This window comes from Thioalkalivibrio sp. ALMg11, from assembly GCF_000377905.1.
In the GTDB taxonomy this organism is placed as follows: domain Bacteria; phylum Pseudomonadota; class Gammaproteobacteria; order Ectothiorhodospirales; family Ectothiorhodospiraceae; genus Thioalkalivibrio.
On the sequence record NZ_KB898874.1, the window covers coordinates 272,438 to 284,820 of the forward strand.

Annotated in this window: 10 protein-coding genes; 4 read left to right on the forward strand and 6 right to left on the reverse strand. The window is 66.0% G+C overall.

The window, feature by feature from the left end; all coding sequences use genetic code 11:
• The first annotated feature begins 178 nt into the window (after positions 1–178).
• Positions 179–3,337: an error-prone DNA polymerase gene (locus D578_RS0108800; RefSeq protein ID WP_018949598.1), complete on the forward strand. Its 3,159-nt coding sequence runs from the start codon at positions 179–181 to the stop codon at positions 3,335–3,337.
• Between the two features lie 39 nt (positions 3,338–3,376).
• On the opposite strand, the gene D578_RS0108805 is transcribed toward D578_RS0108800, so the two are convergent.
• Entirely contained in the window at positions 3,377–4,807 is a 1,431-nt protein-coding gene (locus tag D578_RS0108805; RefSeq protein WP_018949599.1) for a mannose-1-phosphate guanylyltransferase/mannose-6-phosphate isomerase, read from the reverse strand.
• A 5-nt stretch (positions 4,808–4,812) separates the two neighbouring features.
• On the reverse strand, positions 4,813–6,156 hold the full coding sequence (locus tag D578_RS0108810) for a phosphomannomutase/phosphoglucomutase (protein ID WP_018949600.1): 1,344 nt from the start codon (positions 6,154–6,156) through the stop codon (positions 4,813–4,815).
• Between the two features lie 183 nt (positions 6,157–6,339).
• Between D578_RS0108810 and D578_RS0108815 the strand changes: the two genes are divergently transcribed.
• Complete coding sequence (locus D578_RS0108815) at positions 6,340–7,101, forward strand: class I SAM-dependent methyltransferase (protein WP_018949601.1); 762 nt, start codon at positions 6,340–6,342, stop codon at positions 7,099–7,101.
• A 108-nt stretch (positions 7,102–7,209) separates the two neighbouring features.
• Here the strand turns inward: D578_RS0108815 and D578_RS0108820 are convergent, their stop codons facing one another.
• The 4 genes from D578_RS0108820 to D578_RS0108835 all read right to left on the reverse strand — a co-directional run bounded on the left by D578_RS0108820 (position 7,210) and on the right by D578_RS0108835 (position 10,835).
• The gene (locus tag D578_RS0108820; protein WP_018949602.1) at positions 7,210–8,484 is read right to left on the reverse strand and encodes a diguanylate cyclase; all 1,275 of its coding nucleotides are present in this window, start codon (positions 8,482–8,484) and stop codon (positions 7,210–7,212) included.
• 84 nt (positions 8,485–8,568) lie between these two features.
• Positions 8,569–8,961 (reverse strand): CBS domain-containing protein, encoded by a 393-nt coding sequence (locus D578_RS0108825; protein ID WP_018949603.1) that lies wholly within the window; start codon positions 8,959–8,961, stop codon positions 8,569–8,571.
• A gap of 11 nt (positions 8,962–8,972) precedes the next feature.
• Positions 8,973–9,320, reverse strand: coding sequence for a hypothetical protein (locus D578_RS0108830; protein WP_018949604.1), 348 nt, complete (start codon positions 9,318–9,320; stop codon positions 8,973–8,975).
• Between the two features lie 3 nt (positions 9,321–9,323).
• On the reverse strand, positions 9,324–10,835 hold the full coding sequence (locus D578_RS0108835; RefSeq protein ID WP_018949605.1) for a DUF1538 domain-containing protein: 1,512 nt from the start codon (positions 10,833–10,835) through the stop codon (positions 9,324–9,326).
• 60 nt (positions 10,836–10,895) lie between these two features.
• Between D578_RS0108835 and D578_RS0108840 the strand changes: the two genes are divergently transcribed.
• The gene (locus D578_RS0108840) at positions 10,896–11,600 is read left to right on the forward strand and encodes an SDR family NAD(P)-dependent oxidoreductase (protein WP_018949606.1); all 705 of its coding nucleotides are present in this window, start codon (positions 10,896–10,898) and stop codon (positions 11,598–11,600) included.
• A 94-nt stretch (positions 11,601–11,694) separates the two neighbouring features.
• Entirely contained in the window at positions 11,695–12,357 is a 663-nt protein-coding gene (locus D578_RS0108845) for an OmpW family protein (RefSeq protein WP_018949607.1), read from the forward strand.
• The last annotated feature ends 26 nt before the right edge of the window (positions 12,358–12,383 follow it).

Below are 12,383 nucleotides of genomic sequence, written 5' to 3' on the forward strand. Positions count from 1 at the left end.
CGCAGTGTACACAACCGATTACAACAAACCGGGGAGCGGTTCGTCAGGGGATCAGGTAGCCCGGAACGTCCTCCTCGTTCACATCCGCATATCCCGCCACCCCCTTCAAGCGTAATGGGTGGGCGATCCCTGCGGTCATTGTGGAACGGATTCCATATACTGTATATATCGACAGTATATGGAATCCGCAGCCCATACCCCCACCCACAAGCATCCTGACGCAGCCCCGGCCTATGCCGAACTGACGACACTCAGCAACTTCTCGTTCCTGCGCGGGGCCTCGCACCCGGAGGAACTGGTCGAGCGCGCGCAGGCGCTGGGTTATCGCGCGCTGGCGCTGACCGATATCGCCTCGCTGGCCGGGGTGGTGCGTGCCCACGCGGCGGCGAAGGACTGCGGCCTGCACCTGATCCTGGGGGCAACCTTCCGGCTCACGGACGGCGCCACCCTGACCCTGCTGGTACGTAACGCCGCGGGCTACCGGGCCCTGTGCCGCCTGATCACCCGGGCGCGCGGGGCCGCGGACAAGGGCCACTACTGTCTGACACAGGCCGATCTCGACGCCCTGCCCGCCGAGGCCCGCGCCGGCTGGCACGTCCTGCTGAGGATCGAACCCGAAGCCACCAAGGCAATGCTCACCAACGCCGCCCGCTGGCTGATCGAATGGGCCGCGGCAGACCAGGCCCACCTGGCCGTCAGCCAGTTGCGCACGCCGGAGGATGCCCACCTGGCAGCCCGCGCCCGGGAGCTCCAGGCCGACAGCGGCTTGCCCGTCGTCGCCTGTGGCGACGTGCACATGCACCGGCGCGGCCGGCGCGCCCTGCAGGACGTGCTGACCGCCCTGCGTCTGCGCACCACCGTCGCGGAGGCGGCGCCGGCGCGCTTCCCCAACGGCGAACGCTGCCTGCGCCCGCGCGCCGAACTGGCCACGCTGTACCCCGCTGCCTGGCTCAAGGCCAGCGTGCAGATCGCGCGCGACTGCGACTTCTCGCTGGACGCGGTCACCTACCGCTACCCCACCGACCCGCTGCCAAAGACCATGACCCCGGCCGCCTACCTGCGCGAGGAGACCCTCAACGGTGCGCGCCAGCGCTGGCCCGACGGCATGCCACCGAAAGTACGGGAACAGATCGAACGCGAACTCGGGATCATCCACGAGCTCGGCTACGAGCCCTACTTCCTGACTGTCTACGACATCGTGTGCTTTGCCCGCAGCCGCGGGATCCTGTGCCAGGGGCGCGGCTCCGCCGCGAACTCGGCGGTTTGTTATGCCCTCGGCATCACGGCGGTCGACCCGTCGCGCTCCAGCATGCTGTTCGAGCGCTTCATCTCCGCCGAGCGCGGCGAACCGCCGGATATCGACGTCGACTTCGAACACGAGCGCCGCGAAGAGGTCATCCAGTACATCTACCGGCGCTACGGCCGCGAGCGCGCGGCGCTGGCCTGCACGGTGATCCGCTATCGCCGTCGCAGCGCCCTGCGCGACGTCGGTCGGGCGCTGGGCATCTCGCGCGCACGGCTGGACGCGCTGACTGCGAACCTCGCCTGGTGGGACGACGGCATCCCCGCCGAGCGCCTGCGCGAGGTCGGACTGGACCCGGATGGCGCCCTGGCCCGGCAGTGGCAGACGCTGACCGCCGAGCTGCTCGGTTTCCCGCGCCACCTGTCGCAGCACACCGGCGGCTTCGTGATCGCCGAAGGGCGTCTGGACGAGCTGGTACCCATCGAGAACGCGGCGATGCCGGAGCGCTCCGTGATCCAGTGGGACAAGGACGACCTGGACGCGGTGGGGCTGTTGAAGATCGACGTGCTGGCGCTGGGGATGCTCTCCTGCGTACGCCGCGCACTGGAGCTGATGGCGCGCCACCGGGGCCGCGACTGGGGCCTGGCCGACATCCCCGCCGAGGACCCGGCGGTCTACCGCATGCTGCAAAGGGCCGACACCCTGGGCGTGTTCCAGATCGAGTCGCGCGCGCAGATGAGCATGCTGCCGCGCCTGAAACCGGCAAATTTCTACGACCTGGTCATCGAGATCGCCATCGTGCGCCCCGGCCCGATTCAGGGCGAGATGGTGCACCCGTATCTCAAGCGCCGCGCCCACCCGGAACAGGTGCACTACCCAAATAGCGAGGTGAAACGCGTTCTCGGGCGCACCCTGGGCGTGCCGATCTTCCAGGAGCAAGTCATCGAGCTGGCGATGGTCGCGGCCGGCTTCTCTGCCGGCGAGGCGGACGGGCTGCGCCGCGCGATCGGCGCCTGGCGCCGCACCGGCCAGCTCGCGCGCTACCGCGAACGCCTGATGGACGGTATGCGCGAACGTGGCTACCCGGAGAAATTCGCCGAGCAGCTGTACAAGCAGATCCTCGGCTTCGGCGAATACGGCTTCCCCGAGTCGCACTCGGCCAGCTTTGCCCTGATCACCTATGTCTCGTCCTGGCTCAAGTGCCACGAACCGGCGATCTTCGCCTGTGCCCTGCTGAACAGCCAGCCGATGGGCTTCTACGCCCCGGCGCAGATCGTCGCCGACGCCCGCCGCCACGGCGTCGAGGTACGCCCGGTGGACGTGCGCCACAGTGAGTGGGACTGCACGGTGGAGCCGTTGGCCGGAAGCGGTGCGTTGGCCCTGCGCCTGGGCCTGAACCGCGTTGGCGGGCTGGCCCGCGACGTGGCCGAGCGCGTGGTCACCGCCTGCGTTGAGCGGCCATTCGCGGACGTGCCGGACCTGGTGGCCCGCGCCACCCTCACCCGCGCCCAGGCCAATCGCCTGGCGCGCGCCGACGCGCTGAAGGGCCTGGCCGGCAACCGCCACCAGGCGCGCTGGGCGACGGAGGCGGTGGAGGAACCCCTGCCACTGTTCGCCGAGGGGCCAGGCGAGACCGTGCGCGAGGCCGACGTGACCCCGCTATTGCCACGCCCGGATGCGGTGGATGATCTGGTGCAGGACTATGCCACCACCGGGCTGAGCCTGGGCCCGCACCCGCTGGCGCTGATGCGCCCGTTTCTGAAGCAGCACCGGTTATCCACCGCCGCCCGGCTGCTCGAACAGCCCGGCTTTGGTGGCGCCCGCTACGCCGGCCTCGTGATTACCCGCCAGCGCCCCGGTTCGGCCAATGGCACGGTGTTCCTGACCCTGGAGGACGAGACCGGCACGCTCAACCTGATCGTCTGGCCGGACCGCGTGGAGCGCTTTCGCGCCGAGGTCCTGCACGGCCGCCTGCTGGAGGCCCACGGCGAATGGCAGTACAGCGAGGGCGTCGGCCACCTGATCGTGCAGCGCCTGATCGACCGCAGCACCTGGCTCGGTGAACTCGCCACCCACTCCCGCGACTTCGGCTAATTCCGGGCTGTCGGACGCAAACCCTTGCGGGCATATCCATCAAACGCGGCCGTAAAGATCCTCCAACCGCACGATGTCGTCCTCGCCGAGGTAGCCGCCCGACTGGACCTCAATGAGTTCCAGCGGGATCGATCCCGGATTCTCCAGCGAGTGCAGTTGCCCGATCGGCACGTAGGTCGACTGGTTCTCGGTCACCAGATAGGTCTCCTCGCCGTTGCGTACCTTCGCAGTACCGCTGACCACCACCCAATGCTCTGCGCGATGGTGATGCATCTGCAGCGAGAGCTTCGCCCCCGGTTTTACGGTGATCCGCTTGACCTGGTAACGGTGCCCCACGTCGACGCATTCGTAGCACCCCCATGGGCGGTACACCGAGGTGTGATCCACGTGTTCACTGCGGTTGTCCGCTTTCAGGCGCTCCACGATGAGTTTGACGTCCTGAACGCGGTCGCGGTCGGCAACCAGTACGGCGTCACGGGTGGCGACCACGGCCAGGTTGCGCAGGCCGATGCCGGCGACCAGCAGGCCGTCGGCATCCACCACGCAGCCCTCGCTATCTTCCAGCAGGCAGTCGCCGCGCAGGGTGTTGCCCTGCTCATCCATGCCACGCACGCCCGCCAGAGCGGACCACGAGCCGATGTCGCTCCACCCGGCGGCCAGCGGTGTGACGGCGGCGTGCTTGGTGCGCTCCATCACGGCGTAATCCACCGAGATATTCGGGGCCGCGGCGAAGGCCTCCGGGTCCACCCGCAGGAAGTCGAGGTCCTCGCGGGCGCCCTCCAGCGCGGCGCGGCAAGCCTCGACGATGCCCGGTTCGAAACGTTGCAGCTCTTCCAGGTACTGCGAGGCGCGGAACACGAACATGCCGCTGTTCCAGAGGTAATCGCCACTGTCGACGTACTCGCGCGCGGTGGCGGCATCCGGCTTCTCGACGAAACGCGCCACTCGCGCACCGGCATCCCCCAGGGACTCACCCTGCTGGATGTAGCCATAACCGGTCTCCGCAGCAGTAGGTACGATCCCGAAGGTAACCAGGTGGCCCGCCTCCGCCAGCGTCATGGCTCGCGCCACGGCGGCCTGGAAGGCCTTGGGATCACCGATGTGGTGGTCCGCCGCCAATACCAGCAACAGTGGGTCGCGCCCTTCCGCCTGCGCCTGCAACGCCGCCAGGGCGATCGCCGGGGCGGTGTTGCGCCCCTCCGGCTCCAGCACGATGCGGGCATGCTCCACACCGGCCGCCCGCAACTGCTCGGCCGCCAGGAAGCGATGCTCGACGTTGGCCAGCACCAGAGGCGCCGCTGCCCCAAGGCCGTCCAGACGCTGCGCCGTCTGCTGCAGCAGCGTTTGCTCCCCGGTCAGGGGCAGGAACTGCTTGGGATAGCGGCTGCGCGACACCGGCCACAGGCGGGTGCCCGATCCGCCGGCCAGGATCACCGGCTGCAGTTCGGTCCGGCTTTGCGTGTGTTCCATCGGCCTTACCCCCGTATCAGGCGGGAAATCTCATCCACGCGGCGTTCCAGCAGGGCCGGATCGGCGCGGGTCTCCACATTCAACCGCAGCAGCGGCTCGGTATTGGAACTGCGCAGATTGAAGCGCCAGTCCGCGAATTCCAGACTGACGCCATCCGTATGATCCAGCCCCACGGCTTCCGACGCGTAGGCCTGCATCACCCGATCGGTGGCGGCAGCGGCGTCCTCGACCTCGAAGTTCAGTTCGCCGCTGCAGGGGAAGCGCGCCATGCGCTCGGCCACCATCTCGCCCAGCGTTTGACCGCGCCGGCCCATCAGCTCGGCCACCCGCAACCAGGGCAGCATCCCGGTATCGCAGTAGTAGAAGTCCCGGAAGTAGTGGTGAGCACTCATCTCTCCCCCGTAAATCCCATCCTCGTGGCGCAGCCGCTCCTTCATGAAGGCATGTCCAGTCTTTGACTGGATGGGTTCGCCCCCCGCGGCACACACCATTTCAATGGTGTTCCAGGTCAGGCGCGGGTCGTGAACGATGCGCTCGCCGGCGTGCCCCTCCAGGCAAGCCTCGGCCAGCAGGCCCACGATGTAGTACCCCTCGATGAAGTTGCCTTGGGCGTCAAACAGGAAGCAGCGATCGAAGTCGCCGTCCCAGGCCACACCCAGATCGGCGCCGTGCTTGCGCACCGCCTCTGCCGTGGCCGCGCGGTTCTCCGGCAGCAATGGATTGGGAATGCCATTGGGAAAATGCCCATCCGGTTCGAAGTTGACACGGATCAGCTCAGACGGCAGGTGCGGCTCCAGGGCCTCCAGCACCGGCCCCGCCCCCCCGTTCCCGGGGTTCACGACCACCTTGAGTTTCGGCAAGGTATCGCGGTCGACCGAGGCCAGCAGCCGGGAGATATAGTCCGCCCGATGATCCAGGTGCCGGACCTGCCCGTGGGGCATGGGCCGGAAATCACCGCGCTCTGCGCGAGCGCGAATCGCCTGCAGCCCGGAATCCCCGCTGATCGGGCGCGCGTCGCTGCGCACGAGCTTCAGACCATTGTAGTCCAGCGGATTGTGGCTGGCCGTCACCATGATCCCGCCACCGGCCCCGTAGTGGGCGGTGGCGAAATACACCTCTTCGGTGCCACACATGCCGATATCGGCAACGTCACTCCCGCCCGCCGTAAGTCCTTCGGTGAGCGCCCGCGCCAGTTCCGGGCTGGAAAGGCGGATGTCGTGCCCGACGACCGTCCGTCCCGGCCGGATCTCCTCGGCAAAGGCCCGCCCGATCGCTCGCACCACCTCCGGATTGAGCTGGTCCGGCACCCGGCCACGTATGTCGTAGGCCTTGAAACAGTCGATCTTCATGCACGCCCCTTACCGGCATCATTCGATTCCCGCATCGGACGGAAACCCGCTGCGTATACCTTCATGATACATAGCCAAAGGGCTCCGCGAGGCGATGCCAGCATCAATGGCGTGAGTGCCGTTACTTGACGCTTTGCGCGCATACCCCCGAGCATGGTGGGTTTATACAACGAGGAAAAGCCGATGAGTGAGCCGCAAGTGAAGACCGAGGAGAAGAAACAGCATTTCGACGATATCTACGTTGCCGAGACCCCGGTGCCGTTCAAGGAGCGCATTATCGACGCGCTCGACTACATCTCCGACGACTTCAACCGGCAAACCTTCGACCGGCTGATCCTGCCCTGGGCCGAGAAGCAGGCCGCCGCCGGCAAGACCCTGAACTACGTGGACCTGTGCTGCTGCTTTGGCAACACCACCATGGCCGCCATCCACAATATGGATGTCGAAGCGATCCGCGCCAACTGGGCCAATGAAGAGGCCTGCAAGACCGTCGCCGCCCCGCGCCGTCTGCCGATGAAGACCACCGGCATCGACATCTCGGGCAACGCGCTGGCCTATGGCAAGAGCGCCGGGCTGTTCGACGAAACCTTCGAGGCCGATCTGAACCAGCCCGCCCCGGAGACCCAGGCCGCGATCGAAAAGTCCATGGCCGACGCGGACATCGTGATCTCCACCGCGTCGCTGGTCTATCTGGACCCGCCGGCGATCGAGACGCTGATCCGCTCCTTCGCCGAGACCCCGCGCGAGGGCTATATGCTGGTCAACTTCCTCAACCCCTTCGCCCTGGAGAAGGCCGACGCGACCAAGCGCCTGCTGCTGGACCACCTGGAATTCGTCGGCAGTACTGCCAGCCGCCACCGTCGCCTGTCGCCGCTGGAACAGGAGAACTATCCGGGCGAAGACTGGGCCCTGCTGGAAATCTGGGTGCTGCGCCGCCGCGCGTAGACCCGACTCTGCCAACACCGGGGCGTTGCACCCCCGACTGGACGGGCCGGCCCTTTCGGGGCCGGCCCGTTTTCGTTAGGGGCGCACCCAGGCCCCGGCAGCATACCTTCAGAGCAGGACGACGCGGTTACGACCCGCCTCCTTGGCCTGGTACATCGCCTCGTCCACTCGGCGGGCGAAGGTCTTGGGGGTATCTCCCTGGCGCATCTCTGTCACCCCGAAACTCGCCGTAACCGACACCGGACACGTCGTTTCCATCGCCGCCACCGCCTTGCGCAGCTTTTCGGCCATGGCCTCGGCGCCCGCGCCAGGGGTCTCCGGCACGACGACCATGAACTCCTCCCCGCCCCAGCGCCCAAGGGCGTCTGCCTCGCGCAGCGCGCCCTGAACCGTGTCGGCCAGCCGTTTGAGGACGTCGTCTCCGGTCTCATGGCCGTAGTCGTCGTTGAAACCCTTGAAACGATCGATGTCGAACATGATCAGGGACAGGGGCCGGCCGTAGCGGCGGCTGCGTTCCATCTCGGATTCCAGCGTGTTGCCCAGACTCAGGCGGTTGGCCAGGCCCGTCAGCCAATCGGTGTGAGCGAGGCGCCGGATCTCGTCCTCCATCCGCACACGATCGGTCACATCCTTGCTGATTGACACGTAGTGCGTCACCTGACCATGGGCATCGGTCACCGGACTGATGCTCTGTTCCATGTTCATCAGGGAACCATCGCGGCGCCGGTTCACGAACTCGCCACGGAAGGCTTCGCCCCGTTCCAGGGTTTCCCACATCCCGCGATAGAACCCGGCCTCCTGCTGACCGGACTGGAGGATCCGCGGATTCTTGCCTACGGCTTCATTCCGGCTGTACCCGGTCTGCTCCTCGAAGGCGGCGTTCACATAGGTGATCGTGCCTTCCGGGTCGGTGATCAGCACGGGGTCCACTGACACCTCTAGCGCGGTCGACAGCAGCCGCAGCTCGTCATCCCGCCGCCGCTCCTCGGTAACATCCTTCTGCACCGAGACGAAATGGGTGATGTCACGGTCGTTATCCCTGGCGTATACGGGCGAGATATGCCAGCGAACCTCGTACGCGGAGCCATTCTTGCGGTAGTTGACCGTTTCGCCCTCGAAATACTCGCCACTGACGAGCGCCCCGCGCAACCTGTCCAGAACGGCGCGCGAGGTCGCTGGGCCCTGAAGGATACGCGGGGTTTTTCCGAGGGCTTCCTCCCGCGAATACCCGGTCATGCGCTCGAAACCGGCATTGACGTAAACAATCCGCGGACCGGCGTCCAGATCCGCGTCTGTAATGACGACCGAGTTGTACGATTGCTCGATAGCGGCATCCAGCAGTCGGAGTTTCTCGAACCCCTCGATGATCGACACGGACGCCATATCGGGCCTTCTGCAAAAAATGAACGCACGACACGGGGTCATGCGCGAGGTGACTGAAATCCGACCCGCTTGCGGCGGCGGGGTTCAGTCCATGTCCGCCATTTCGAGGATCGATCCAACAATGTCGCTGGTCGTCACAATCCCTTCCAGCTCGTTGTCCTTCAGCACCACCAGCCGCCGAATCCCCTGGCTCACCATCAGCCGCGCGACGTACTTCACGTCCATCTCCGCGGGTACCGTGATGACCGGCTTGGTGCAGACATCATAGACATTCGAGAGGTCGATATCGCCCTCCTCCGCCACGATCGTCTTGAGGATGGTCGTGTAGGTGATGATGCCGTAAGCATCGTGGGCGTGCTGCTTCTCCACCACCAGCGACTTAACGCCATGCTTGCGCATGAGCTGCATCGCCTCGCGCAGCGGTGCCAGCGGCGATACGGTGATGACATTGGGTCTTAGAATTTCGCTTACCAGCATGTTGCTCTCCGTCAGAGTTCTTCCTTGACCTGTTCCTGGAACTGCTCGATCTGATTGCGCCCGATCCCGGCGAGGTGGGCCACATCCACGGTAAAGGCGACGCCTCGCGGGTCATTGGCCAGGTCCAGCTCCTTCGAGATGGACTTGAGTACATGAAGGGCCAGTTTCTTCTCCAGCACCCACAGCAACACGGACTGGCTGCCCTCATAGGTCATGCCAAGAAATGTCCTGCGCGCCTCGGCCCCGATGCCGCGCGCATCCATGATGGTCACGCCACCTGCGCCGGCCTTTTTCGCCGTGGCAATCGCCTGTTCCTCCAGATCATCCGAGAGGACGGCCACCAGTGCAGAAAACCTCATTGCTCACTCCTCCTGTCGCTTTTCACGCGCGAACCAGCGTTCATAAAGATCCACGGCGATCGCATAGAGCATCACCGTGACAATGGGAAAAATCGAGGCAAACGCGATCAGGCCGAACCCGTCGATCAGCACGTTGCGATCCTCCAGGTGCGTGGCCAGACCGATCCCCAGAGCCGTCACCAGCGGCACCGTAACCTCCGAGGTGGTCACCCCGCCCAAGTCGAAGGCCAGCGCCACGATCTGCTTGGGCGCCAGGAGCGTCAGCACAATCACCAGCAGATACCCACCCATGATGTAGTGGTGGATGGAATCCCCCGCCAGGATGCGGTGCACCCCGATGGTGATGCCAATGGCCACCCCCAGCGCCACCAGAAGACGGATCACGTTACCCCGCAGTGAACCACGCGCGGCCTCCTCGGCCTTCTGGCCGATCGCGATCAGCGCCGGTTCCGCCATGGTGGTCGCGAACCCGATGGAAAAGGCGAACAGGTACACCCACAGGAACAGCTCGTTGGTGATCAGCTGCTCGGCCATGCTCTCGCCGATCGGGAACAGCCCCAGCTTGAGCCCCACCACGAAGGCGTACAGCCCCAGGACCACCAGCACAAAACCCAACATCACCCGCGGCAGATACGGGATGCGCTTGCGCAGCACGAAGTACTGGAACACCACGATCACCGCGATGATCGGCGCCACGTCACGCAGCATCAGCAACAGATCCATACCCATCGCGGAGAGCCAGTGCCGCTCGCCAGTGCCCGGGAGGCCCGTGTCCGCGTCCATGGCCACGGTCTCGCCATTGCCCGGGGCCGCGACCTCCGCACCGGCAAACACGATGATCCCGTAGAGCTGCACCGTGATCATCGGCACCATCACCGCCAGCGCCACCAGCCCGAAGCCGTCGCGCAGCGGGTTGCGCCCGCTGATGGAGGCCGCCAACCCCAGACCCAGTGCCGCCACCAGCGGCACCGTCACGATGTTCGTGGTCACCCCGCCCGAGTCGTAGGCCAGGCCCACGATCTCCTCGGGGGCGAAGAAAGTCACCAGGACCACCAGCACGTAGCCGGTCAGGATGTACCAATGCAGCGGGTGGCCCATCACCGTACGCAGGATCCCCAGCGCCACCACGGCCCCCACCGACAGCGCGACGATCAGCCGCAGCACCATGCCCTCGATGCGGCCCTCACTGATCACCTCCGCCTGCTCCGCCACCGCGATCAGCGCGGGCTCCGCAATCACCGTGGCAAACCCGAGCGTAAAGCCAAAGGCCATCAACAACAGCAACGATCCGCGGCGTGCAAGCGCGTTGGACAGGTTCTTGCCGATGGGGAAGATCCCCATCTCCAGCCCCTGCAGGAACAGCGCCACGCCGAACACCACGATGGCCAGGCCGACCACCATCGACAGCAGGCCATCCGGCACCGTGCGCAGCACCAGCGCCTGGAACACCGCCACCACGATCACGATCGGAGCGAGGTTGCGTGCCGCATGGCCCAGGGTGTGGAGAAAGTTCATGCGCCCCCTAACCGAGGCGCGGCCCCGGAATCAATCGCCAATGTTTCGGTCACAGTGTCCATGAAATCCCTGCAGATACCCTATCGTGCCGTGGTCATCGGCGCTACGGGCGGCCTCGGTGCCGCGTTCGTCGAACACTTGGAAAACGACCCGAACTGCGAGCGCGTAGTCGGCCTCGGGCGCCAAAGCGCCCCGCCCGTGGACCTGCTCGACGAGGCCAGCATCGAAAACGCCGCCGCCTGGCTGCGAGACCAGGCACCCGAGTGGGACCTGATCCTGGACGCCACCGGCATCCTGACGATCGACGGCCACGGCCCGGAGAAGCGCCTGCGCGATCTCGACCCGGCGATCATGGCCCGGTCCTTCGCCATCAACGCCATCGGCCCGGCATTGCTGTTCAAACACCTGGCACCCCTGCTCCCGCGTGGCCGCAAGGGCATCCTGGCAACCCTCTCGGCCCGGGTCGGCTCCATCGAGGACAACCACCTGGGCGGCTGGGTGAGTTATCGCGCCTCCAAGGCCGCGCTCAACCAGATCGTACGCACCGCGGCCCTGGAACTGCGTTTCAGCCATCGCCATGCGCTGGTGATCGCACTTCAGCCCGGCACCTGCGACACCCGCCTGTCGGAGCCGTACCGGTCACGCGCCCCGGAGGTTCTCAGCCCCGAATACGCAAGCGAACGCCTCCTCGGTGTCCTGGACCATCTGGGGGCCGACCAGTCCGGCAGCTTCCACGACTTCGAGGGCCAGCGCCTGCCTTTCTGAGCGCTCACCCGCCACAACCATGATCTGCATCAACAACCGCTAATACCGGTGGCGGGATAGTGCCTGTGAACAGACACTAACTCGGAGACTCGACATGCGACGTTCCACCACCCTTCGCGCTTTGACCCTGGCCGGCCTGCTGGCCCCCGCGGCCATGATTCCGGCCCACGCCACCGCTGCCAACGCCGATGTCTCCGCTGGCGACTGGCTGCTGCGCGGCGGCCTGACCCACGTGGCCCCCAAGTCCGACAACGGCAATCTGGATGCAAGCGGATTGGGCCTGAGTGCCAACGCGCCGGCCGATGTCGGCTCCAACACCCGCCCGTCCGGCAACATCACCTACATGATGACCGACAACCTGGGCCTGGAGCTTCTGGTCGCTATCCCGTTCAAGCATGACCTGAACGTCGGCGGGGTGGACATCGGCAGCACGCGCCACCTGCCGCCGACCCTGAGCCTCCAGTACCATTTCAACACCGGGACGGCCGTTCGGCCCTACGTCGGCGCGGGCATCAACTACACCCACTTCTTCGACGAAGATACGGCTGACGTGACGGGGCAGGACATCGACCTGGATGATTCCTGGGGAGCCGCGGTGCAGGCCGGAATCGACTTCGCCGTGGACGAAAACTGGTTCGTCAACGCCGAGGTTCGCTGGATCGACATCGAAACCGACGTGTCGCTGGGCGGCGCCGACCTGGGCACGGTCAAGATCGATCCCTGGACCTTCGGGATGAACGTCGGCTACCGCTTCTGAGGCTAGCCACGACCGTCTGACGCCGG

Coding starts and splice junctions, on each gene's coding strand:
- D578_RS0108825 (WP_018949603.1), bottom strand. CDS start 8,961: ATGCTGGTAAGCGAAATTCTAAGACCCAATGTCATCACCGTATCGCCG.
- D578_RS0108835 (WP_018949605.1), bottom strand. CDS start 10,835: ATGAACTTTCTCCACACCCTGGGCCATGCGGCACGCAACCTCGCTCCG.
- D578_RS0108840 (WP_018949606.1), top strand. CDS start 10,896: ATGAAATCCCTGCAGATACCCTATCGTGCCGTGGTCATCGGCGCTACG.
- D578_RS0108800 (WP_018949598.1), top strand. CDS start 179: ATGGAATCCGCAGCCCATACCCCCACCCACAAGCATCCTGACGCAGCC.
- D578_RS0108810 (WP_018949600.1), bottom strand. CDS start 6,156: ATGAAGATCGACTGTTTCAAGGCCTACGACATACGTGGCCGGGTGCCG.
- D578_RS0108805 (WP_018949599.1), bottom strand. CDS start 4,807: ATGGAACACACGCAAAGCCGGACCGAACTGCAGCCGGTGATCCTGGCC.
- D578_RS0108820 (WP_018949602.1), bottom strand. CDS start 8,484: ATGGCGTCCGTGTCGATCATCGAGGGGTTCGAGAAACTCCGACTGCTG.
- D578_RS0108830 (WP_018949604.1), bottom strand. CDS start 9,320: ATGAGGTTTTCTGCACTGGTGGCCGTCCTCTCGGATGATCTGGAGGAA.
- D578_RS0108815 (WP_018949601.1), top strand. CDS start 6,340: ATGAGTGAGCCGCAAGTGAAGACCGAGGAGAAGAAACAGCATTTCGAC.
- D578_RS0108845 (WP_018949607.1), top strand. CDS start 11,695: ATGCGACGTTCCACCACCCTTCGCGCTTTGACCCTGGCCGGCCTGCTG.